The organism is Sulfurovum iocasae, from assembly GCF_047716765.1.
Taxonomy (GTDB): Bacteria; Campylobacterota; Campylobacteria; order Campylobacterales; family Sulfurovaceae; genus Sulfurovum.
Window position 1 is genome coordinate 2,211,214 of the sequence record NZ_CP180410.1, and the last position, 23,827, is coordinate 2,235,040.

Here is a 23,827-nt window from a genome sequence, read left to right on the forward strand (position 1 = left end):
TCCTAAAACTTTACACTTAATCCAACAGTATAAACACGTCCAGGATTTACGGTAAGTCCCATATCTCTTTCATCATATAAACCATCCTCATTTCTGTCACCTGTAACTCTTGGCATCATATAGTATTGCTCATCAAATAGATTATCAACCAATGCAAACAGTTCTATATCAAAGTCTGACACTTTTAGATTGTATTTGGTTTTTAAATTAGCCACTGCATAGCCATCAACTTTCACTAGATTCATATCATCTGCATATTGACTTGATTTATAGTTTACTCCAGCAGTAAGCAGCCAATTTGGCGTAGCCCAATAATTTCCTTCAAGATAGATTGAATGTTTTGATGTTCTTGGTACTGTATTACCAGCTAAGTCATAAGTACCTGCTACAACAGTGCCACCACTACCCCTATAACCTGCATTTTCATCATATATGATCAAGTTATACTCATCATATCTTGTATATTCTGCATCTAAATATGCATAGTTAAACATAAAATAAAAATCTTTACTTCTATCACTGTTCATACTCAGTTCAAGCCCTCTATTTCGAACATCAGCCATATTGTCATAATATATTTCCATGCCTGATGTAGAAGCATAATTACCACTGCTTCGACCAATAACATCGTCTCTATCAAGTTGGAAAATAGCAACATCATAAGTGATCAGATCATTTTTTCCTCTATATCCAAATTCATAATTATATGTTTTTTCTGTATCGATATCTGTATTATTCACGTATGTTCCAGAATATGTTGATGTACTCAGATCTCCTGCATACATCTGACTGATTGTAGGTACCCTAAAACCTGTTGATATACTGGCATAAAAAATAGAGTTCTCTTCCAACTTATACGTTGCACCAATTCTATATGACAACTCATCAAAATCTTTATCCCAAGTATCTGAAGTCAGATTATTAGTATAATCATATTCCATATGATCATATCTTGCATTTGCTGTAGCAACAAGTTTATCGTTTATTTGATATTTCAGTTCTCCGTATAAAGCACTGATATCTTCTGTAAAACTACTATCACTTCTAACGTTTCCAATAGTATATAATGTTCCTCTAACTCTATCATTGACCCTATCTATGCTATTTCTATCTTCTTCATTTCTTGCGATATCAAGTCCAACCATATAAGCCAGTGCCTCACCATCCATTCTGTACTCAGATTTTAAACCATTTTGAAGTGTATTGGCATAAGCATTAGTAAGGTGATCGTCGTCTACACCATCATCATTACTGTCAAATTTACCACTTTTATTTTTTGTTGTATCTTCATATCTATAGAGTTGCGCCATTAAGTTTGAATTATTGTCAAAATCTTTTGAGTATGTTATAAAATATTTGGACAGATCGATATCATAATCTGTTGAATAACCTACCTCACCTATACTTGTTGGATTGGTTTCAACATTATTTGTATATACCCCTGTACCTTTATTATAAGTCGTATGCGTAATGGAACCTGAATCATTTTCATATCTACTGGATATATCTGCTCCAAATGTAATATCACTGGTCTCATCAATGTAGTATTGTAATTTACCATTAAATGATTTTGCCCAGTAATCTGAATCTTCCCAATATCCGTCACTTGCTTTATAGCTTCCTTGAAGTTCATAAGCAAAATTTTCAGTACTTCCCATATAGTTCGCTAAATATTTCTGATATCCATGACTTCCACTTTCCGCAGTGACATATCCTTCATTTTTTGCTTTTGGTCTTTTTGTAGTGATGACTACAGCACCTGCCAAAGCATCATTTCCGTAAAGATAAGAAGCACCACCCTTGATAACTTTGACAGATTCAATATTATCCATATCTATATTGACACTACCGGCTCTCTCTTGTACAGGAACACCATCGATTACTATAGCAACACCAGGTTTTTCTCCCATATACATTTCACCGGCAACACCTCTGATATGTATTTTATTGGAGTCTCCCTCATTTTTCCTTACTGTTAGACCGGGAATGTTGTTATTTAATACATCTGCCAAATTTTCTGCATGATATTCTTCAATCTCAGAACCTTTCAGTGTTGTAGTATTTGAAACTTCCATTTTTTTTGCATCAAATTTATCATCAATTGTTGTTGACTCAACCGTGATCAACCCTAAATCTTCACTTGCGTTTAATGTAGCAGCTATTGCTAAAGCCACCACTAACGAGTACCTAATTTGTTTCATTTATTATTCTCCTCCTCAGAAAAAGTTACATATCTTGACAAACTACTGTTAATTAAGTGTTAATTATGAGAAATATTTGTTTATCTTTCATTAATAGATAGCTAATTGTGTATATATGCTAATGCATTTAAGCACTAATCTTTAGTAGCTAAATATCTTTATAATAAAATTTATCAAAGAGTTCAATCACTTGATACACTACAGCAGAAGAACTGTAATGGCATCAAAGATATCATTGTTAAGATTATGGAAAAAATTATTGGACACAATTTGTACAAACAACATTAAACTGTATTTGGGGCAGTGTGATGATAAACTTGCAGATAAGATGATTATATCATCACTTAATAGATAGAATCTAAATATTTCTTATTATTATAAAATTATGCTTTCTCCATTTCATTTTTCTCATTTGCAGTAGCCGAAGAACTAACAAACTGATCATTCAGTTTTTGTATTGCTTCTCTTCCTTGTGTCATAAGCTGATCAAGTTTAGCTTTTGTATTTTTATGCCAATTACGTCCAAAACCAAAGGTTGTTCTCCACCATTTAGTATTATGTATGATCGCTTTTGAAATACTGATATCTTTCTCTTTCCATTTTTTTGAGGCTGAGCGTGCAAAAAAACTACGGGCTTTCATATGTACAAGCAAAAGAACAACTACAAAGAGACCCCCACCAACCATCATACTGACCGGAGAGCTCATGAGTTCCAATACATTAAATTGAAATTGAAGTACTCCAACCACGATAAGAAGTAAAACAACTACACTTATATCTGTCCAAAGTACCTTACGTCCCCACTCCTGTAATACCTCTTGGAGCAGTGGCAGTTTTTCTTCTTTCATCTCTCTGGAAAAATCATCAAGCGCCTTAATAATACGATAAGCACGCTCTATACTCACCTTATCCATACGATCAACAATGCGTGCAAGATCTGTATTTTTTTTACTTTCAAGACGTTTTTGCATATCCTCATCATCGATAGAAGTAGCCACATTTTCATTATAGATACTATAAAAGTTTCCTGAAATAAGACCCTCTTTAGCAAGAGCTCTTTGCCAAGAAGAGATAACATCTTCCAAGTTATCCTCTTTAGCTGTTGTGTCGATCTGGTTAAGGATATAAAGTACTTTATTGGAATCTTTATGCCCAATGGTTGTTGCAACCAGATGTTCCAATGTATCACGCATAGCTCCGGGTTCCGGATGGCGTGCGTCAAAAAAGATCAGAACCAGATCTGACATCTCTACAATATGGTTTGTGATACGTAAAATACCGTCTCGTTGACTATCTGCATCAAAGCCTGGAGAGTCTATAAGTATTTTGCCTTTGATTTTTGGAGATTTAAGTGTTTTAAGTTGAAGATAAAGATTAACACGATTTCCTTCTCCGGAATCTACCTTATTTATCTCTTCACTGATGTTATAAAAAGGAAAACGGGGATCCGCATCCAGTGCTAGTCCCGGTAGTGTTGTTGCTTCTTCGTTATTACCATAACAGATCACAGTAAACTTATCATCTACCGCCTGATTTCCACTTTGTTGGATAGAGCTACCTATATATTCATTGATAAAAGATGATTTTCCCGCAGAAAATGTTCCCAATATAGAGATCATCGGCCACCAGGAGATATGGCTTGTATAGGTTTCATTAGGTTCTATGAGACCTATCTTATGCCCCAGCTTGTCTAATGCTTTATATTTATCTATTACATCCAAGAGAACAGGGTTCTCTGCAGAAAGATACTCTTTGAGTTTTTTATATCGCTCTTCTGGCATCATTATCGTATCCTTATCATAAGATGATATATTATACCCTAATGGATTTTAACTCAGATTATGAAGTAGTTTAGTTAGTGTTACAAATGATAATTAGCCATGGATATGGGGTATATGTGAAGTTATGATAAGCTGTGCTATTTAGTCAGGTGCAACGATAAGCCGGGTTTTGTCGTGGGTAGTTATTTATCTAGGCGTTATGTTGCCATAACGCTCAAGCGAAGTATGTGTGCTGATCTAACAGCTTGTGAGACTTATACCATATACTTCTTGCTGCGGACAGGGTTTACCTGGCCTGCCCATGTTACCACAGGCACCGGTGGGCTCTTACCCCACCCTTTCACTATGACCACCGAAGTGGCTACCTACTTTCTGTTGCACTTGCCCTCAGATTACTCTGGCCATCCGTTAGATGGAGTCCTGTCTCACATGCAGCCCGGACTTTCCTCTCGTGGTTAACACCACCAGCAACTACCTATTGCACCTACGCGAATTATAGCATAGAAATAGTGAATAGTGAATAGTGAATAGTGAATAGTGAATAGTGAATAGTGAATAGTGAATAGTGAATAGTGAATAGTGAATAGTGAAATTTATTTAGATGGAACTTAGAGTTAGATAAAAAGGGTTTATAATCAATAAGTTGTTTGATTTGCTGTAGATTTGAGGGTTGTTGAGAGGGAGCGTACGTCAGTACGTGACTGAACAAACTCCCTCAAAGATGCAGTGAAGCAAGCAACTTATGCTTTTGCTATAGCTTCTTCTGCGTATTTTTTACCAAGATCATATGCCAAGATGTTCGGCGTATGGAATCTTTCAGGTACAGCTGAAAGCATAGTTGCTTTTAACGTTTCATCATCAATTGCATGCTGATACGTGTTAGCAATTGCTAGTGCAACAACTGATTGAGTAAGAACAAGTTTTACTTCCTCTTTAGCGATAGTAATAATAGGTATCTCAACGATATTCCATCTTTTTCTATCTTCATCACTTGGATATACTAGGTTTGGTTCGATCACGATCGTCGCACCATCCCGTACACCATTTTTGAAAAGTTGGTACGATGCATCTGCAACAGAAAGCATAAAGTCAACTTCACCATCTACTGCATGTGGGTACCAGATCTCTTCATCATCCAATTGAATATCAACAACCGTTGGTCCCCCACGTACTTGTGATGTATAGGTTGCAGTTTTAACACCAAATCCACCTAAGTTGATCTTAGCAGATGCAAAAATCTCACCTGCAAGAAGAACACCCTGTCCACCAACACCCGTAAATCTTAATACTTGTCTTGCCATTGTGTCTCCTTTATATTTTTTTCTCAAAATCATCTTGAGTGATTTTGCTTCTTTTACCTTGATGAGCATCGATTACCATTTGGTATGCATCACAGTACTCTCTTTGAGTTTCATCTTGCTTTAAAATACCTGTTGGAAGCAAGTTCATCTGCTCTTCCGGTGTCATTGCATCATATTTCTTTTTAGAAACAGTGATACTGTCGATCCAGTCAAGTACGTCCATAGCAGCAACCATTTTGTTTTTACGACCCAAGTTAACGTGACAGTTAGTCAATGCATCAACATAAGAGAAACCTTTATGCTCTAGTGCTGCTTTGAAGATCTTTTCAAGTTTCTTAGGTGCTGTTACAGACTCACGTGCTACAAAAGTTGCACCAGACGCTTCCATAAGTTTACATGCATCAAAAGTAGGGTCAATGTTACCGATCTTTTGTGTAACTGTCCACATACCTTGAGGTGTGGTAGGAGATGTTTGTGAGTTAGTCAAACCATAAATAAAGTTTTGAATAACGATCATTGTAAGATCGATGTTTCTTCTTGCACCATGGATACTATGGTTACCACCAATAGCAAATGCATCACCGTCACCAGTTACCACAACCACTTTTTTCGTTGGATTAGCCAGTTTAACACCTGTTGCAAAAGCAACTGTTCTACCATGCGTAGTGTGAATCGTGTTGAAGTCAACATAAGAAGAGAATCTTCCTGAACAACCAATACCGGATACAACACAAATGTCATCTTTAGAGTAACCTAAAGAGTCAACTGCTCTCACAAACGCTTTTAAGACGATACCGTCTCCACAACCCCAACACCAAAGTGTTGGCATCTTTTCCATTCTTAAATAACTATCGTAATTAAATGCCATGACTAAACAATCTCCTTCACTTTATCCATAATATCTTTAGGTGAGAATGGACGTCCGTTAACTTTAATAAGCTTTTCAATATCCAATCTTCCCGTACATCTTTGTATCTCTTCAAGGTATTGACCCATGTTAAGCTCAACAGAAAGTATTTTGTCAAACTTTTGTCCAAGTTCATATATTCTAGCTTGTGGACTTGGCCATAAAGTAATAGGTCTGAACATACCTACTTTAATACCTTCTTTTCTTAATCTGTTTACCGCTTCTTTAATACCAAGTGCTGCTGAACCGTAACCGATAAGAAGGATCTCTGCATCATCCAACATATACTCTTCATTAAGTTCGATCTCATCAAGATGATCATCCACTTTTTTGAAAAGTCTGTCGATAAGCTTTCTACAAGTCTCGATCTCTTCAGTCGGGAAACCTTTACCATCATGGTGAAGACCTGTAAAGTGATATCTGTACCCTTGGAACATTGGGTTCAGTACTGCTGCTTCATCTTGCTCTACACCATATGGTCTATAATCTTCGTTTGAACCGTCAAATGTTTTTCTTGGAACCACACCGGCTTCTACTTCTTCCACTGTAGGAAGTACAGCTTTAGCATGCATAAGACCAAGTGTTGCATCTAAAAGTACAAATACCGGTTGCATAAATCTGTCTGCAAGGTTAAATGCTCTTACTGTTTCAGTATAACACTCAGCCAATGTACCAGCACATAGTGCGATAGACTTGTAGTCACCGTGAGATGGTGTTTTTACTTGAGAAACATCACCCTGAGCAACACGTGTTGGAAGACCTGTTGATGGTCCCCCTCTCATAACGTTTACTACAACCAAAGGAACTTCTGCCATTTGAGCAAGTCCAAGATTCTCTGCTTTTAGTGAAATACCAGGTCCTGATGTTGCAGTCATCGACTTCACACCTGACATAGAAGCACCGATCGCAACTGCGATACCGGCAATTTCATCTTCCATTTGGATACATGTTCCACCCACTCTAGGTAAGAAGTCTGAAATCGCTTCCATGACTTCTGTTGAAGGTGTAATAGGATATCCACCAAAGAACTTACAACCAGAATCAACTGCTGCAAGTGCTGCAAGGTGGTTACCGACCATTACAACTTCACGTTTACCCTCTGCGTTTATTTTTCCTTGACTATTTGCATCTGATGCCATTAGTTAGCCTCCTTATAATCTGTAGGTAGTCTAAAGCCATTATTCATAATAGCTTCTTGTCTTGCTTTTGAACTGTCTGTCAATTTTGCAAATTTGAATTCACTTTTCTCTGCTACATAGATAGCAAAATCCGGACATGAGAGTTCACACTCATTACATCCAATACATGCGTCTATAGCTATAATCTCAATATTTGCACCGAGTGTTGAATGTGGATCCGCCTTCATAGAAAGTACACCTGCCGGACATGCGTCCACACAAATGTCACACGCTTTACATCTATCAGTATTTACCCATACCGGAGTATTAGCTGGAGCTGTCATTGCTGCCATTGGTTCCCCTTTTTATTTGTTAAAATTAAGTGAGATTTGTAGGGCATTGCCCTATTCACTAAAACGAGGATAACTTACTTTTTGTAAGGATGGTATGAATAAGTTGGAATTATTGTTACTATAAGAGAGGTTGTTACCTTTTGAAGCAACATAAACAGGAGTTTTTTGCTCTGATTATGTATTCATTTTACCTAGTGCACAAGAGACAAAACTTTTTGCTTTTGCAGAGGTACCATCTACAAATCCCATCTTCTCTGTAATGAAAGGATAACCCAGTTTTTTAAGTGTTTCTCCCAATGCAGGTATCTCTTTTTCTTCAATATTTAAAGTAATTTCACGAGGTTCTTTTTCAAGGTTTACCTCAACTTCACCAAATTTATCAAAGAGTTTTTCCTTTAGTATAGAGGCACAACCACCACATTTTACATTGATGACTTTAAATGTTTGTATCATTTTGTTACCTTTATCTTTTTAAATAATATAGGAGATATGTATGTAAGAATTGTATGGAAGATAGTGCAAAGACAAGGCAGATGCCTTGTCTTAAAAATTTATTTAGATAAAAGTTCTTTAACCGCTTTACCGATCTCAGCAGGAGAAACAACAACTTTAACACCAGCTGCCTCCAATGCTTCCATTTTCTCTTTAGCTGTTCCAGCTGAACCAGAAACGATCGCTCCAGCGTGACCCATAGTTTTACCTTTAGGTGCAGTTTGACCTGCAATAAAAGCTACAACTGGTTTAGTGATCTGCTCTTTGATCAGTTTAGCCGCTTGGATTTCAAGGTCTCCACCGATCTCACCGATCATTACGATACATTCAGTATCCGGATCTGCTTCGAACATTGGTAAGATCTGGTTATATGAAAGACCGATGATCGGGTCTCCACCAATACCAACAGCCGTTGTAATACCAAAACCTTCATTACATACTTGGTTTGCACCTTCGTATGTCAATGTACCAGACTTAGAGATAAGACCAACATTACCTTTTTTGAAGATCATACCTGGCATGATCCCTATCTTACACTCATCAGCAGTGATAACACCTGGACAGTTTGGCCCAATAGTCATCATACCGTGCTTAGTAGCATGCGCTTTAGCAGCTTGCATATCTTTAACCGGTGCACCTTCAGTAATAATTACTGCAAGTTCGATACCAGCTTCAGCTGCTTCCATTACTGCGTCACCAACAAATGCAGGTGGAACAAAGATCATAGATACAGTTGCTCCTGTAGCTTTCACTGCTTCTGCAACTGTGTTAAACACTGGTTGACCAAGGTGAGTTTGACCACCCTTGTTTGGCGTAACACCACCTACGATGTTTGTACCATAATCAATACACTGTTCTGCGTGGAAAGAACCCTCTTTACCTGTGAAACCTTGAACGATTACTTTTGAATCTTTATTTACTAGAATTGACATTAGTTTCCTTTCGCTGCCGCTACTGCTTTTGCAGCACCGTCACCTAGATCATTACCAACGATTAAGTTAGCGATATTTGCATTTTTAAGAATTTCAGATGCTTCCGGAGCATTTGTTCCATCAAGACGAACGATAACAGGAACGTTAACGTCAGTGATCTTAGTCGCTTCGATAATACCGTTAGCAATACGGTCACAACGAACGATACCACCAAAGATGTTTACGAAGATCGCTTTTACTTTAGGGTTTTTAAGAATGATCTCAAAACCTTTAGCCACTGTTTCAGCATTTGCAGAACCACCAACATCAAGGAAGTTTGCAGGTGTTCCACCCATGTGGTTAATAGTATCCATAGTACCCATCGCAAGACCGGCACCATTTACCATACAACCGATCTCACCATCTAGTGCTACGTAAGAAAGACCATAGTGAGCAGCTTCTACTTCATCTGGATCTTCTTCCGTCAAGTCTCTCATCGCAGCAATTTCCGGTTGACGTCCAAGAGCAGAGTTATCGAAGCCCATTTTTCCGTCAAGTGCGATGAATTCACCCTTACCTGTTTTAACAAGTGGATTGATCTCGATCATCTCTGCATCATTTTCCATGTAAAGTTTGAAAAGTTTTTGTGCAAATGTGATAATATTTTTCTGCTCAGCCTTGTCAGAGATACCTAAACCAAATGCTAATTCACGACCATGGAAACCTTGGAAACCTATAGCTGGATCAACTGGAACAGTAACGATCTTCTCAGGTGTATTTTCTGCAACATCTTCGATGTTCATACCACCTTCAGTAGATGCCATGATAAGAGGCATTTCCAATTTTCTGTCTAGAACAACAGAAAGGTAAAGCTCTGACTGAATGTCCGCACCATCTTCGATATACAGTTTTTGAACCAATTTACCCTCTGGACCTGTTTGGTGTGTTACCAAAGTCATACCAAGGATTTCATTCGCTAACTCTTCTACTTCGTCAAGACTCTTAGCAAGTTTAACACCACCACCAAGACCACGACCACCTGCGTGAATTTGAGCTTTAACAACCCAAACAGGACCACCCAGTTCTTCTGCAGCGATCACTGCATCTTTTACGCTTTCAACCATAATACCTTTTGGTACCGGTATATCATACTTCGCAAAAACCTGTTTCGCCTGATATTCATGTATATTCACATAGTCTCCTTTTTTTACAATAAGTTCCTTTATTATACGACTAACAGAGATAATATTTGGTTAATTGAATTATTATGCGGGGTGATTTTAAAAAAGTGGTAAATTTTTACACAGTTTAGAGACAACGACACATATCATCCTGAAACTAGTTCAGAATGATGATAAATCTACTCCTTTGGAGCTATCATATCTTCCGGTTTAACATACTTATCGAACTCTTCAGCGGTCAGTAAACCAAGTGCTACAGCTTCAACTTTGAGTGTTGTACCATTGGCATGTGCAGTTTTAGCGATCTTTGCTGCATTTTCATACCCGATATGAGGATTAAGTGCTGTTACCAACATTAACGAATCATTGAGGAATTTTTCAATGTTATCTCTAATCGGTTCAATACCCTCTGCACAATTTGTATCAAAACTTCTCATTGCATCTGCCAAAAGCTTTGTTGACTGTAAAATATTATATGCGATGACCGGTTTAAAAACATTGAGTTCAAAGTTACCCTGAGAGGCAGCGATACCTACTGTTGCATCATTACCCATCACCTGTACTGCTACCATTGTTATCGCTTCTGCTTGCGTAGGATTAACTTTCCCCGGCATGATAGAAGAACCCGGTTCATTTGCAGGGATTGAGATCTCACCTATCCCACACCGAGGACCTGAAGCCAGCCATCTTACATCATTTGCTATTTTCATAAGGTTTGCAGCAAGTGCTTTAAGTGCTCCGGAAAGTACAACCTCAGCATCATGTCCTGTCAATGCATGAAATTTGTTCGGTTGAGAAACAAACCCATAATTTTTAGCCATAAATCTATTGAGTTGCACAGCTACTCTCTGTGAAAACTCCGGATGAGAGTTAAGACCCGTACCCACTGCTGTACCCCCAATGGCAAGCTCTCTACAATACACCAAGGCATCATTGATCTGTTTGAGATTTGTCTCTAACATCGCTACATATCCGGAAAGTTCCTGCCCCAATGTAAGCGGTGTAGCATCTTGTAGGTGTGTTCTTCCGATCTTTACGATGTCGGAAAATGCTTTTGCTTTACCATTTAGTGTTGCTTTTAGTTGTTCAAGTGAAGGGATCAGATCGTCAGTCACTGCAAGCACTTCAGCGATACGCATACCTGTTGGATAAGTATCATTGGAACTTTGACCTTTGTTTACATCATCATTTGGGTGTACAAGCTTCTCTTTGGTGAAGTCTCCACCAAGTAACTCATTTGCCTTATTTGCCACCACTTCATTCACATTCATATTTGACTGCGTACCTGAACCTGTTTGCCATACAACTAGAGGAAAATTATTATCCAGTGCTCCTGACAAGATACTTTCGCATGCCTGAGAGATAGCAGATGTTTTAGCATCATCAAGACGACCTAACTCCTGATTGACCAAAGCACAAGCTTTTTTTAGATTGGCAAAACCATAGACTACTTCCAAAGGCATTTTTTCATTTCCTATCTCGAAATTATGTATAGATCTTTGTGTCTGTGCTGCCCAGTATTTATCTGCAGGGACTTTTACTTCTCCCATAGTGTCTTTTTCTATTCTATAATCCATTTGAATCCTTTTATAGATCATTATTTCTTATAATACACTATTTTGATTAATGATTAGAGTTGGAAAATTTAAAAGAATAGTAGGGTGCGTTAGCAAATGCACCCTACAAGTTTTTTAATCCTTGTACGACTTGGAATTTAGTTCCTCACTGTATTGAGCTTTAGCTCTTGTACGACTCAGGATTTAGTCCTTCGCTGCATTGGATTTTAATCTTTAACTTCATACTGTGCTCTACCCATTTGATAGAGGTCATTTCCATGTGTATCATTGATCACAGTTACAGGAAAATCTTTAACCGTGATCTTACGTACTGCCTCTGGTCCAAGTTCAGGGTAAGCGATGATTTCAGCAGAAGTGATCTGTTTACCAAGCAATGCACCTGCACCACCTGTAGCACCAAAGTAGATACCATCGTAATCAACACAGGCATCTTTTACTGCTTGATTACGTTTACCCTTACCGATCATCCCTTTTGAACCATGTTTCAACATCGTTGGAGAAAATGAATCCATTCTGTAAGACGTTGTTGGTCCGGCACTACCGATAGGGTCACCCGGCTTAGGAGGTGTCGGTCCAACAAAGTAGATAATAGAGCCTTCAAGATCAAAAGGAAGCTCTTCACCTTTTTCAATAAGCTCTACCAGTCTTTTGTGTGCTGCGTCTCTAGCTGTAAAGATCGTACCATTAAGTAAAACCGTATCACCAGCTTGAAGTTTTTTTGTATCTTCAGAAGTAAGTGGAGTTGTTAAAGTATAATTTGCCATCTCTTCTCCTTATATTGTAATGTGTGTATGTCTTGAAGAGTGACACTGAACATTCACTGAAACCGGTAAAGAAGCAATATGACAAGGGTTAGACTCTATATGCACAGCCAAAGCCGTTTTTGTTCCACCCATACCCATCGCACCGATACCAAGATTGTTTATCTGAGTCATCATTTCTGCTTCCATCTCAGCCATTTCAGGATCAGGATGTACAGAACCGATATCTCTAAAAAGAGCATGCTTGGAAGAGATACATGCTTTTTCAAATGTACCACCGATACCTACACCAACTGTTATAGGAGGACAAGGATTTCCACCTGCATCAGAGATCACCTCTTTTACATAATTTATGATCCCCTCTTTACCCGCTGCCGGAGGGAAAACTCTTGCACGAGAGACATTTTCAGAACCACCGCCTTTTGCAGCATATTCAATGTCTATTTTATCACCGGCAACGATATCGAAGTGGATGATAGCAGGGAGATTGTATCCTACTGTATCTTTCAGGTTTGCGCGACTGAAAGGTTCACAAGTAGAAGCTCTAAGGTACGCATCTGTATACCCTTGCTCTGTACCTTTGTTAATAGCATCTCTTAAAAGTCCACCTTTGATCTTCACTTCATCACCTACATTTACAAAAAATACAGCTAACCCTGTATCTTGACATAGTGGTCTTTTTTCATCTTTCGCGATATCAGCATTTTCAAGTATTTGGCGAATAACCTCTTTACTTACTGGAGATTTCTCATTCTCCATAGCAGTCTCTAACGCATCATACGTATCTTTTGGTAGATCTGTACCGCAATGAACGATGATATCTCTTACTGCTTTGACTACAACGTCAAATTCAATTTCTCTCATTAAAATCTCTCCTGATTTATATTTATATATAGTATGAAGTATTTTACAATGAGGTTTGTTAAAACTGTATGAAGGGGCGTGAAATAGAAAAGAGCTTGAGAAAACCTCAAGCCCTATGGGAAGTATGGTAATCTATGAGTCAAAAAATCCACTGTCTGTTAAGATAGCGATATTTTCTTTGATCGACTCAACAGACTTGGCGAACTTTGCTTTGGTCTCGTCATCCAGATCAAGCTCGATCACTTTTTCAATACCGTTAGCACCAATAACACATGGAACACCAACAGTAACATCACTATGGCCATACTCACCATCTAACATGGCACAGCTAGGAATGACTTTCTCTTCATCACTCAAGATCGCCTCTACCATAATAGAGATCGCACGCCCCGGAGCAAAGAAAGCTGAAGTTTTCAGGTATTTCACTATCTCAGCACCACCATCTTTAGTCTTAGCAATAATATCTTGCATATCTTCTTTTGATACAATTTGATCCAATGGTACACCACCAACATTGGTGATATCCGGATATGGTATCATATTTTCACCATGGTCACCCAAGACCATAGGTTTGATCTGTGCTGCACCAAAACCTGTTTTTCTTCTGATCTGATATGCCATTCTAGAAGCATCCAAAGCTCCACCCATACCTATGATCCTATTTTTATCCCAACCTGTCACTTTGTGTACAACATAAGTCATGACATCCAGTGGATTGGAGACACAAAGGATAATAGCATTTGGTGAATACTTCTTGATATGCCCTGTAACCTCTTTGACAATACCTGCATTGATATTAAGCAGGTCTGCTCTGGTCATATCTTTTTTTCTTGGTACACCTGCAGTGATAACCACAACATCACAATCTTTGATATCTTCAGGCTTGACCGCTGCCTCAACCACTGTCCCTCTTGGAGAATAGTTAGTAGATTGAGCAATATCTATTGCTTTACCTATGGCTACCTCCGGGAAAATATCATAGAGTAGTATTCTATGACACGTTCCTGTAAATGCTAAACTGTATGCTGCTGCTGCACCAACTGCTCCTGCCCCTATAATTGCTACTTTTTTTCCTGTCATACTTCCTCCTAAGAAATAATTTTTTTAATTTTATAGTTTACTTAACTTCCAAACCAAAAGTAAAGCCATTTTTAACCTGTTCGATCAATTCAGGTAAAATATCTTCATATTCACCCACTATTCCAAAATCAGAGTTTGCAAAGATCGTCTCTTTTGCATTAGAGTTAATTGCAATGATCGTTTCAGACTCTTTTATACCGGCGATATGTTGAACAGCACCAGAGATACCAACAGCAACATACACTTTTGGTCGGACTGTTTTACCTGTTTGACCGATCTGTCTAGCATACTCCGAAACACCTTCATCAACCATCACACGACTCGCTGCCCACTCAGCATTGATGCCTTGCTCTTTAAGTGCTTCTGCCAAGTCTTTAACCATCTGCATACCATCACTTGTTGTTCCTCGCCCACCAGCTACAATAACATCTGCTTCAAACAGACCTTGCATTCCACCTTCACCAATAACCGTTTCAAGAATTTCAGATACAAATTCTGACTCATCCAGTGTTGGTGTAAATGGTGTTATTTTCCCCTCTTTACTATCATCTCTTGCAGGTACTTCAAATGTTCCTGCTCTAGCTGTTGAAATTTGAGGACAGACAAAACCGATAATGGTTGCTAGTTTAGACTCACCATAAGTAGGTCTTCTTGACTCCAAGATAGGCGCATAGATCACTTGTTCTTTTGTCTCTTTGTTTCTATGTTTATGTTCACCGATTAGAAGCTCCGTACAATCCGCAGTAACCCCACTATCAGTTTTTACACCGATTCTAGGAGCCAATTCTCTACCTGCTGTTGTAGCGGCAAATAGAGCAATCTCCGGGTCTCTCTCTTTAATAACTTGTGCAAAAATTTCAGAGAATGGTAAGATACGATACTCTTCGAGTCTATCATCGTCCACAACTATAACTTCATCTGCACCATGAGCGATAAGTTCTTTTGCCAATTCACCAACATCTTTACCAATGATAAGTGTTGTTACAGTTGTTCCCTCTTCTAATGAGTTTGCCAAGTCTCTAGCAGGTGTCAAAAGCTCTAGTGAAGGTCTTGAAATTTCACCTTTTACCACCTCTGCCCATGTCAAGATACCAGATGCACCTTTTCTAAAGTCAATTCGTTTAAGAGTATCATCTGTTTTCTTAGCTTTTTTAGCTTTTTTCTCTTTAACCTCAAGAGTGTTTTTACCCTCTTTCATCTGTGCCAATAGAGAATCAACCAACTCTACTTCATTGTGACCCTCTGCTATTTTGGCAGGAGCTCTTTCACTCTTAATCGTTGCAACTTTTGATACAATAGTAGGACTTCCTCCCTCACCAGGAACTCCGATCCCTATAAAGTCTGTACTTAATGACACATCATCAATACTAAACATTTTTATTTCAGCTTTTCTGGCTTTAACAGCACCACTTAACGTTGATCTTCTTGGGTCAATACCTGTTGGAGTAAAACTCATTGCACAAGGAAGGGGAAGACTCATCATCTGATATCCACCCTCAATAATTCTCTTTGCGTGTACACGACCATCTACAAAATCAGCTGTTTCAATAAATGTTCCCTGTGGAATCCCCATAAATTCAGCAACCTGAGAAGGTACATGGGCTGTATCGCCATCAGATGTTTGACGACCTGCAACAATGATGAAATCCTCATCTTGACCTTTTCCAAAACCTAAATGTTTCAACATGTGAGAGATAGCCAATCCGGTAGCATAAGTATCAGACCCACCAAGTTTTCTATCACTTAGAAGATACGCCTCATCATAACCCATCGCCAAAGCATTCTCCAGTGATTCTGTAAACGATGGAGGTCCCATTGAACAGACGATAAGTTTTGCATCCGGGTATTCACTTTTGATCTGAAGACCAGCCTCTAGTCCATATTGACAGTCAATATTGATAATTGACTTTGCTTTTGTTCTATCCATTAGACCATCATCACCCATTCTCATCTCAGATGGTAGTGGTACTTGTTTCATTAAACTAATTATTGTCATATCTTTCCTTTTATACATGACGCTTTTTGAGCAAAACCCAAAAAACTACGCTGACGCTGTATCAACTTCAGCAGTTGGCTCATGCGACTAGTCGCATTTTTAGTAACAGTTCTTACATATAGTTATATTCTGGGCCATCGCCACCATAAGGTGTAGTCCAAGTTATTCCCCCGTTAGGTGATTTAATGTCACATGTTTTACAGTGTACACAATTCTCTGCGTGGAGTCTTAATGATTTAGCACCACTGTTTCTGTCAGTATGAAGTTCATAAACTTCAGCCGGACAGAATGCCGCACACGACAAACCATACTCTTCAATATTTGATGCTTGAAACTCTGCTTCATTATTTACAACCAAATGTACAGGCTGCACTTCGTCATGCATTGCTTTGGAGTAGAAAACAGATGTCACTTTATCGAAAGTAAGTTTTTTATCGAAATCTAATTTACCGGCAAATCGCTGGGCAAATGGAACACCTGTATACATAGCTACTTTTTTAGTAGTATCACTATCTGCTTCAACTTCAGGGACAAAGAGACAAGTACCGCCAGTAATCAACTGAATACCCATCTTCAGTCCACCAAGGACCATACCGTCTTGCATAACCGCTCTCATATTTCTAATTGGGTACATCTCTTTATAGATAAAGCTGTTATTCACTCGCTCTTCATACTCTGCAAGCATTTTTTTACTGGTATCACCTTTTGCAAATGCACTCATAGCTGTTCTAGCAGCACAAATACCTGAACGGACTGCCAAGTGAACACCTTTGAGTCTTGCAGTAGTCAAGAAGCCAGCACTGTCACCAACAATCATAAGATTGTCTTCGTAATATTTAGGCATAGAGTTCCATCCACCCTCTGGCAGAGTTTTAGCACCAAATTCAATGATGTTACCACCCTCTAAAAATTTTGAGACATAAGGATGCGTTTTCCAAATCTGCATTGCTGCATGCGTATCAAAACTAGGATCTGCATAGTCAAGTCCAACAACCAATCCAAGAGCCACTCTATTATCTGTTAATCCATAGATAAATCCACCACCAAACTCTGATTTATCTTGAAGTGGATAACCAAAGGTATGATAGACTGCACCAGCTTCAATATTACCCTCAGGTACTTTCCAAATCTCTTTCACACCTAAAGAGTATATCTGTGGATTCTTAGCTGAATCCAGGTTAAATCTCTCAATCACCTTCTTAGCAAGACTTCCTCTAGTACCCTCAGCTAAAATAGTGATAGCTGCTTTAACAACAGTACCTTCTTGATAATTTTTCTGTTTCTCACCATGATGATCAACTCCAGTATCTTTTGTTTTGACCCCTGCAACTTTACCATTCTCATCATAAAGCATATCATCCACAGAAAATCCTGTATATATCTCTACACCTTTAGCTTCAGCAATGCCTGCCAAATACTTACATACCTGTGCAAGTGAAGCGATATAGTTACCCTCATTATTCATATATGGCGGGTGGAACGGTAGTTCCATCTCACCACTCTCATTTAGTTTTACTGTTACATCTGTTGAGACTTTAGAATCAAACGGAATACCATCAAACTCCTCTTGTGTCAATAAGTCTTTAAATACCTTAGGTCTTATCACTGCACCTGAAAGTATATGTGAGCCGATCGAGCTACCCTTCTCAATAAGCATTATTCTTTTCTCTTGACCTTTTTTCTTTAGACTATTGGCCAGTTCAATGGCTGTTGCCAGTCCAGAAGGTCCACCACCAACGATAAGCACATCGGTTGAAATAATATCACGATTATCCATTAAGCACTTCCTCTTTATAAAATCACTTGAAGCCAAATCTCAACTATTTCGTTCTGGTTTTTTTCCCATTGGAAAAGATCTTATCTTTAAACAAATAAAATTTACTCTTTAAAAGCCAGAGTGGAAGAATCAAAACTATACATCAAGCGTTATTCAAAATATCACTTTTTAAGTTATAATTCATATAAGTAGAGGTTTAAGATAGGGAGTGAGGTCAATGTGTGGGGATTGGTAACATTTTTTCAGAGAAAAGAATAATAAGCATAATTTATTATTATAGTATAAACTAAAAGGATTGTTACCTTTTAGTTTTAAATTTTATCTTAGAGTGTACACTCTTGATCAAAAAAGTTAATTTCATATAGTTTATCTACCATCTCTTGAACAGATGCCACAGAGTTTTTAAATCGTGTCTGCTGGAGTGGCTTAAGAGCCATTGGAATCACTTTCTCTGCTCCACCTGCACCGATCATGACCGGTACACCGGAAACGATACCTGAATAGCCGTAATCATCATCTAACATGATCGCGCATGAGTGGATCTGATTGGTATCCTGTAAAATAGCCTCTACCATAACAGTGGTTGATTTTGCAGGTGCATAATACGCAGAACCGTCACCAAGAAGGTTTACGATCTCAGCCCCGCCATTTCTTGTTTTTCTAACGATCTCACCGATCTCTTCAGAGTCAAGTAGGTCTTCTATAGGCACTCCGGCAACAGTAGTAAACTTAGGAAGTGGAACCATGGTATCACCATGACCACCCATTACTGTTGCACGAATTTGACCTGCACCATACTCCAGTTTTTCATAAATAAAGTGTGCCATTCTCGCCGCATCAAGGATGCCTGCCATACCTAAAACACGCTCTCTTGGAAACCCAGTCTCTTTGAGTGCAACATATGTCATCACGTCCAGTGGATTGGAAACAACAACCACAATTGCTTCTGGTGCATGCTCTTTGATCTCTCTAGCATAACACTGAACTATTTTTGCATTTTTAACAAGTAGATCATCTCTACTCATGCCAGGAGTTCTTGGAGCTCCCGCAGTGATCACCACGATATCAGAATCAGCCATGTCCTCAGGACCTTTGGCCGCTTTAACAATAGTGTGCTGTCTAGCTGCATTAGCTGCCTGGGACATATCAAGTGCTTTACCTTTTGCAACATCATAGTTTCTACCTCTGAATACAACATTATGACATGAACCGTTCATTGCCAATATAAATGCTACAGTAGAACCGAAATTACCTGTACCGATAACCGTTACTTTTTTACCTTTTGCCATTTTTATCCTTTTTCATTAAAAATTCTTATATAATAGCGAATCATAGGATGACTTTCAAACAAAACATAACTCATAGCTTTTATTATCAATAATGTTTTGTAATGCGAGAGAAGTCAAAAATCCTACTTATATAATACTTAAAATATATTATAAAAGTATTACACAGAGCAGATGCCCTGTGTGTAGTGTTAATTTGATTATAGGATCAAATTAGATAGCGTCAATGATTGCATTCAAAGTTGCAGATGGTCTCATCGCAGCTTCAGCTTTAGCATCATCTGGGTTGAAGTAACCACCGATGTCTTGAGCTTTACCTTCAACAGCAAGAAGCTCTTCGATGATAGTTGCTTCTTTTGCTTTAAGTTCAGCAGCAACAGGTGCAAACTTAGCAGCTAGTTCAGCATCAGCACCGTTAGCAAGTGCATCTGCCCAGTACTGAGCTACGAAGAAGTGAGATGCTTTGTTGTCTGGTTGTCCACATTTTCTACCCGGCTCTTTGTTGTTGTCAAGGTAACCTTCGTTTGCAACATCTAGTGCAGCTGTAAGAGCAGCTAGTTTCGCATCTGAATGTTTTTGACCGATAAATCTTAATGACTCAGCAAGTGCCAAGAACTCTCCAAGTGAATCCCATCTTAAGTGACCCTCTGCCAAGAATTGATCAACGTGCTTAGGAGCAGATCCACCAGCACCAGTCTCATACAATCCACCACCAGCGATCAATGGAACAATAGAAAGCATTTTAGCAGATGTTCCAAGCTCTAGGATCGGGTACATATCTGTAAGGTGATCTCTAAGAACGTTACCTGTAACAGCGATAGTATTTTCACCTTTTCTTACTCTAGCATTTGTAAATCTAGTAGCATCAGTAACTTTCATAAATTGAATATCTAAACCAGCAGTGTCAAAGTCTGCAAGGTAAGCATCTACTTTTTTCTTGATTTCAGCATCGTGAGCTCTGTTTGCATCTAACCAGAAAATTGCAGGGATTCCTTCTAATCTTGTTCTCTCAACAGTAAGTCTTACCCAGTCTCTGATTGGAATATCTTTTGTTCTACTCATTCTCCAGATATCTCCAGCTTCACACTCAAAACTCATAAGAACTGTACCATCTTCAGCAGTTACAGTAACTGTACCCGCTTCTGCTAGTTCAAATGTAGTTGGGTGTGAACCATACTCTTCTGCTTTTTGAGCCATAAGACCAATATTTTGCATTGTACCCATTGTTGTTACATCGTACTGACCGTTAGCAACACAATCAGCTACCATTTCAGCATGGAACATAGCGTAAGTAGAATCAGGGATAACAGCTACACATTCAACTGCATCACCATTTCTGTCCCACTGTTTACCACCTTCACGAACAACTACAGGCATAGAAGCATCGATAATTACATCGTTTGATGCGTTGAAGTTTGTTGTTCCTTTATCAGAGTCAACCATTGCAAGTTTTGGTGAGTCAGATTCAAGTGCTGCTAGGAAATCTGCTTTGATTTCAGCTTCTTTTGCATGACCAGCAATTTTCTTCTCTAAGTCAGACATACCTTGATTTGGTTGAACTTTAAGCTCTGCAAATGTATCTGCATGTTTAGCGAATACATCTTTGAAGAATACTTGAAAACCATGACCAAACATAATTGGGTCAGAGATTTTCATCATTGTTGCTTTGAGGTGTAGTGACCATAAAACATCGTTTGATTTTGCATCTTCGATTGTTTTTGCATAGAAAGTATTAAGTGCAGCAACAGACATATATGTACCATCAAGGATTTCACCTGCAAGTGCATCAATAGTTGTCAATGTATTACCATTAAGTGCAATAGTTACTTTTTGGTCTTTAGCAGAAGTTACAGACTTTTCGTTTCCGAAGAAATCTCCGTTACCTTCCATATGTGCAACATATGATTTTGGGTTTTCAGGGAATGCTCTTAGTTTATGAGGGTTGTTTTGTGCAAACTTTTTAACAGCTTTAGCTGCTCTTCTGTCTGAGTTACCTTCTCTAAGAACTGGGTTAACAGCTGAACCTAGACAAGTGCTGTATTTTGCTTGAATCGCTTCTTCTTCTGCATTTGCTGGATTTTCAGGGTAATTAGGAATATCGTGACCTTGACCTTGAAGCTCTGCAATACAATCTTTTAATTGTCCTACTGATGCAGAGATATTTGGAAGTTTAATGATGTTTCCATCTTCTTCTAAAACAACTTCTCCAAGTTTAGAAAGTTCGTCTTCTGCAAGACCCATAGCAGCAAGAACTCTACCTGCAAGTGAAATATCAGAAGTTACAACTGAAACTCCTGCAGCTTGAGTAAACGCGTTTACGATTGGTAACAATGAATACGTAGCAAGTGCTGGTGCTTCATCGATTTTTGACCATATGATTTTTGGTAATTGTGACATGTTTGTTCCTTAAATTAGATTGTTAATGGTAGGAGTGTAGCACTTTTTCATAGTTATGCTATTTAAATTACTGGTTACCAAAAAGTTATCTTTATTATTTGTTTCTATATTACACAGCTGACAGCTCTTATCTTTCAATAAAAAACTTCTTTTAGGTAATAGTGGGGTAATAGAATTGGATTACAATCTGTTTGTTCCGATATCAAACTTGGAACCAAAAAAGGTCCTCCAAAGACCTCACACACAAAGGATAAAGAATGACAAAAAAATTTATGATGCTTATCGCAGCAATGTTGATGACTACCCTATCAGCACAAGCAAATATAGAAGTAGAAAAATCAGAGTTTACAGTAACACAAGTGGCACTGGATGCTGCAGCTGCCAAAACCGCAGCAGAGCAAACTGAAGAAGATACAAATGATTCAACAGATAAAACTAAACCAGAAGGAGGTACTACTGAAGAAAAATAAACCCAATATGGGCGTACGTAATATTGAACGCCTTATCCATTCACTGTTGAGTTTTGGGGATTAACCCTTTCCTCCAAATAGTTAAACTTTCAAGAACTAGATAAATTTAGTCTCCAAAAACATTTATCTATATTCCCAAAACTCACTTGTCTCTGTCCCCAAACTCCAGAGGACAGAGACTCCTTTATTATTTTAGAGGTGCCCTTTATTTATATGCTCTTTTAATATCTTTTTCTATCTCTTCAGGAGATGATGCTATCTTCATAAAATCAGACATATGTAACAAAGGAAGAGAAAGTGCCAAATAATATTTAGGATCCAGTATCACAGCTTTCCCCTCTTTAATCATAGATTCATAAGGTAAAATATTGGCATTACGTTCCACTTTAATTTTTGTAAGAAATTGCTTCGTTTCATTTCTGAGCTTATGTCCTACAATGATTGTACCATTTGGAAGTTCCAAGGTATAAGCAACATATTTTCTGGCATGCTCTCCCTCAACCTTTTCTAAAAGATCATCACCCTCTGCTACTGTAATAGTATCATCAAGATATGGCATCCCAAACATAAACTGGTATTTTGAAAGATCATCGAGTTCAAACTTGTCATTTACTTCATACATATCACCTAAAGCTGCCTGGAGGGCTTTGAGTGTTGCTGAAAACTGTCCATATTTGTATTTATCCTGAAGATAGGCAGCTCCAAAATATGAAGGATTTTGTACAAGTACTTCATGTTCTTCATTTACCAATACATGAAGTGTAGCTAAAAGGGTATTGGTTTTTTGGAGTTCATCATTGGTGATAGTAATAACTGTCTTTCCGTTGAGTATAGGTGTTGTTGCAAGTACTGTAAAGCCATTGGCTTTTAATTTTCCCTGAAGTCCATCAAGACTTTGTGGATTGGATGCATAATAAGTTGTAAGATATTCAGGCGTTTTCCCACCAAGTACTAATTTTGCACCTTTAAAAAATTGTTCAGGGGATTCAACTACTTTCGTTTCTTCTGTTGCAGTGGCAATCGTCTCAGCTTTTGGTGTACCCTTTCTATATTCTGCGAGTTCTGATTCCAATTTCTTTATTTTTTCTTTAAGTGCTGCAACTTCAGTACTCTCTTCTATTACTGCTTTATTGCCTTCAGAACCCTGAAGTTCTACTGTTAAAATAGGTTTTGCAATATTTGACTGTTCATCAACAGCCAGTACGTACCCTATTACCAACATCCATACCAATATTATTTTACTCTGTAGCATTTCTATCCTTCACTATTAGAAATTCTAATTATAGTTTATCAGATAATAATTAATTAAAAAGTATTCTTTACATAAATTTAATAGATTTATTTCATTTCACAAGGAGGGCAAACGATTTTACC

General features: G+C 38.2%; 19 protein-coding genes and 1 other RNA gene. 1 reads left to right on the forward strand and 19 read right to left on the reverse strand.

What is annotated here, in order from left to right:
- Positions 1–2 precede the first annotated feature (2 nt).
- The 18 genes from ACLHDG_RS10905 to ACLHDG_RS10990 all read right to left on the reverse strand — a co-directional run bounded on the left by ACLHDG_RS10905 (position 3) and on the right by ACLHDG_RS10990 (position 21,983).
- Positions 3–2,201: a TonB-dependent receptor gene (locus ACLHDG_RS10905; RefSeq protein WP_415406265.1), complete on the reverse strand. Its 2,199-nt coding sequence runs from the start codon at positions 2,199–2,201 to the stop codon at positions 3–5.
- Positions 2,202–2,584: 383 nt separating this feature from the next.
- Positions 2,585–3,985, reverse strand: coding sequence for a dynamin family protein (locus ACLHDG_RS10910; RefSeq protein ID WP_415406266.1), 1,401 nt, complete (start codon positions 3,983–3,985; stop codon positions 2,585–2,587).
- A gap of 139 nt (positions 3,986–4,124) precedes the next feature.
- Positions 4,125–4,469, reverse strand: an RNA gene (gene rnpB / locus ACLHDG_RS10915) — RNase P RNA component class A.
- A gap of 253 nt (positions 4,470–4,722) precedes the next feature.
- Positions 4,723–5,283, reverse strand: a complete 561-nt coding sequence (locus ACLHDG_RS10920) for a 2-oxoacid:acceptor oxidoreductase family protein (RefSeq protein WP_415406267.1) — start codon at positions 5,281–5,283, stop codon at positions 4,723–4,725.
- A 10-nt stretch (positions 5,284–5,293) separates the two neighbouring features.
- On the reverse strand, positions 5,294–6,151 hold the full coding sequence (locus ACLHDG_RS10925; RefSeq protein WP_415406268.1) for a 2-oxoglutarate ferredoxin oxidoreductase subunit beta: 858 nt from the start codon (positions 6,149–6,151) through the stop codon (positions 5,294–5,296).
- A 2-nt stretch (positions 6,152–6,153) separates the two neighbouring features.
- Positions 6,154–7,329: a 2-oxoglutarate synthase subunit alpha gene (locus ACLHDG_RS10930; RefSeq protein ID WP_415406269.1), complete on the reverse strand. Its 1,176-nt coding sequence runs from the start codon at positions 7,327–7,329 to the stop codon at positions 6,154–6,156.
- The gene (locus ACLHDG_RS10935; protein ID WP_415406270.1) at positions 7,329–7,661 is read right to left on the reverse strand and encodes a 4Fe-4S binding protein; all 333 of its coding nucleotides are present in this window, start codon (positions 7,659–7,661) and stop codon (positions 7,329–7,331) included. The genes ACLHDG_RS10930 and ACLHDG_RS10935 overlap by 1 nt, the downstream gene beginning before the upstream one ends.
- 174 nt (positions 7,662–7,835) lie before the next feature.
- On the reverse strand, positions 7,836–8,114 hold the full coding sequence (locus ACLHDG_RS10940; protein ID WP_415406271.1) for a cation transporter: 279 nt from the start codon (positions 8,112–8,114) through the stop codon (positions 7,836–7,838).
- Between the two features lie 98 nt (positions 8,115–8,212).
- Complete coding sequence (gene sucD / locus ACLHDG_RS10945) at positions 8,213–9,085, reverse strand: succinate--CoA ligase subunit alpha (protein ID WP_415406272.1); 873 nt, start codon at positions 9,083–9,085, stop codon at positions 8,213–8,215.
- Complete coding sequence (sucC, locus tag ACLHDG_RS10950; protein WP_415406273.1) at positions 9,085–10,257, reverse strand: ADP-forming succinate--CoA ligase subunit beta; 1,173 nt, start codon at positions 10,255–10,257, stop codon at positions 9,085–9,087. Before sucC ends, sucD begins: the two co-directional genes overlap by 1 nt.
- Before the next feature lie 167 nt (positions 10,258–10,424).
- A complete protein-coding gene (gene fumC, locus ACLHDG_RS10955) occupies positions 10,425–11,822 on the reverse strand; it encodes a class II fumarate hydratase (RefSeq protein ID WP_415406274.1) in 1,398 nt (465 codons plus the stop codon).
- Positions 11,823–12,028: 206 nt separating this feature from the next.
- A complete protein-coding gene (locus ACLHDG_RS10960; protein WP_415406275.1) occupies positions 12,029–12,586 on the reverse strand; it encodes a Fe-S-containing hydro-lyase in 558 nt (185 codons plus the stop codon).
- A gap of 9 nt (positions 12,587–12,595) precedes the next feature.
- Positions 12,596–13,447 (reverse strand): fumarate hydratase, encoded by an 852-nt coding sequence (locus tag ACLHDG_RS10965; protein WP_415406276.1) that lies wholly within the window; start codon positions 13,445–13,447, stop codon positions 12,596–12,598.
- A 132-nt stretch (positions 13,448–13,579) separates the two neighbouring features.
- Positions 13,580–14,527 carry a malate dehydrogenase gene (locus ACLHDG_RS10970; RefSeq protein WP_415406277.1) on the reverse strand — a complete coding sequence of 316 codons (948 nt, stop codon included), beginning with the start codon at positions 14,525–14,527 and terminating at the stop codon, positions 13,580–13,582.
- Between the two features lie 37 nt (positions 14,528–14,564).
- Positions 14,565–16,523: an FAD-binding protein gene (locus tag ACLHDG_RS10975; protein WP_415406278.1), complete on the reverse strand. Its 1,959-nt coding sequence runs from the start codon at positions 16,521–16,523 to the stop codon at positions 14,565–14,567.
- Positions 16,524–16,635: 112 nt separating this feature from the next.
- Positions 16,636–18,336: a 4Fe-4S dicluster domain-containing protein gene (locus ACLHDG_RS10980; protein ID WP_415406279.1), complete on the reverse strand. Its 1,701-nt coding sequence runs from the start codon at positions 18,334–18,336 to the stop codon at positions 16,636–16,638.
- Between the two features lie 287 nt (positions 18,337–18,623).
- Positions 18,624–19,589, reverse strand: a complete 966-nt coding sequence (locus tag ACLHDG_RS10985) for a malate dehydrogenase (protein ID WP_415406280.1) — start codon at positions 19,587–19,589, stop codon at positions 18,624–18,626.
- A gap of 210 nt (positions 19,590–19,799) precedes the next feature.
- Positions 19,800–21,983, reverse strand: a complete 2,184-nt coding sequence (locus tag ACLHDG_RS10990) for an NADP-dependent isocitrate dehydrogenase (RefSeq protein WP_415406281.1) — start codon at positions 21,981–21,983, stop codon at positions 19,800–19,802.
- Positions 21,984–22,240: 257 nt separating this feature from the next.
- Here ACLHDG_RS10990 and ACLHDG_RS10995 point away from each other — a divergent pair, with 257 nt between their 5' ends.
- The gene (locus ACLHDG_RS10995; protein WP_415406282.1) at positions 22,241–22,453 is read left to right on the forward strand and encodes a hypothetical protein; all 213 of its coding nucleotides are present in this window, start codon (positions 22,241–22,243) and stop codon (positions 22,451–22,453) included.
- A 205-nt stretch (positions 22,454–22,658) separates the two neighbouring features.
- Here ACLHDG_RS10995 and ACLHDG_RS11000 read toward each other — a convergent pair whose 3' ends face one another.
- Positions 22,659–23,705, reverse strand: coding sequence for a hypothetical protein (locus ACLHDG_RS11000; protein ID WP_415406283.1), 1,047 nt, complete (start codon positions 23,703–23,705; stop codon positions 22,659–22,661).
- Positions 23,706–23,827 lie beyond the last annotated feature (122 nt).

Excerpts from the sequence above, each read along its gene's own strand:
- ACLHDG_RS10905 (WP_415406265.1), bottom strand. The coding sequence starts at position 2,201 with ATGAAACAAATTAGGTACTCGTTAGTGGTGGCTTTAGCAATAGCTGCT.
- ACLHDG_RS10910 (WP_415406266.1), bottom strand. The coding sequence starts at position 3,985 with ATGATGCCAGAAGAGCGATATAAAAAACTCAAAGAGTATCTTTCTGCA.
- ACLHDG_RS10920 (WP_415406267.1), bottom strand. The coding sequence starts at position 5,283 with ATGGCAAGACAAGTATTAAGATTTACGGGTGTTGGTGGACAGGGTGTT.
- ACLHDG_RS10925 (WP_415406268.1), bottom strand. The coding sequence starts at position 6,151 with ATGGCATTTAATTACGATAGTTATTTAAGAATGGAAAAGATGCCAACA.
- ACLHDG_RS10930 (WP_415406269.1), bottom strand. The coding sequence starts at position 7,329 with ATGGCATCAGATGCAAATAGTCAAGGAAAAATAAACGCAGAGGGTAAA.
- ACLHDG_RS10935 (WP_415406270.1), bottom strand. The coding sequence starts at position 7,661 with ATGGCAGCAATGACAGCTCCAGCTAATACTCCGGTATGGGTAAATACT.
- ACLHDG_RS10940 (WP_415406271.1), bottom strand. The coding sequence starts at position 8,114 with ATGATACAAACATTTAAAGTCATCAATGTAAAATGTGGTGGTTGTGCC.
- sucD (WP_415406272.1), bottom strand. The coding sequence starts at position 9,085 with ATGTCAATTCTAGTAAATAAAGATTCAAAAGTAATCGTTCAAGGTTTC.
- fumC (WP_415406274.1), bottom strand. The coding sequence starts at position 11,822 with ATGGATTATAGAATAGAAAAAGACACTATGGGAGAAGTAAAAGTCCCT.
- ACLHDG_RS10960 (WP_415406275.1), bottom strand. The coding sequence starts at position 12,586 with ATGGCAAATTATACTTTAACAACTCCACTTACTTCTGAAGATACAAAA.
- ACLHDG_RS10965 (WP_415406276.1), bottom strand. The coding sequence starts at position 13,447 with ATGAGAGAAATTGAATTTGACGTTGTAGTCAAAGCAGTAAGAGATATC.
- ACLHDG_RS10970 (WP_415406277.1), bottom strand. The coding sequence starts at position 14,527 with ATGACAGGAAAAAAAGTAGCAATTATAGGGGCAGGAGCAGTTGGTGCA.
- ACLHDG_RS10975 (WP_415406278.1), bottom strand. The coding sequence starts at position 16,523 with ATGACAATAATTAGTTTAATGAAACAAGTACCACTACCATCTGAGATG.
- ACLHDG_RS10985 (WP_415406280.1), bottom strand. The coding sequence starts at position 19,589 with ATGGCAAAAGGTAAAAAAGTAACGGTTATCGGTACAGGTAATTTCGGT.
- ACLHDG_RS10990 (WP_415406281.1), bottom strand. The coding sequence starts at position 21,983 with ATGTCACAATTACCAAAAATCATATGGTCAAAAATCGATGAAGCACCA.
- ACLHDG_RS10995 (WP_415406282.1), top strand. The coding sequence starts at position 22,241 with ATGACAAAAAAATTTATGATGCTTATCGCAGCAATGTTGATGACTACC.
- ACLHDG_RS11000 (WP_415406283.1), bottom strand. The coding sequence starts at position 23,705 with ATGCTACAGAGTAAAATAATATTGGTATGGATGTTGGTAATAGGGTAC.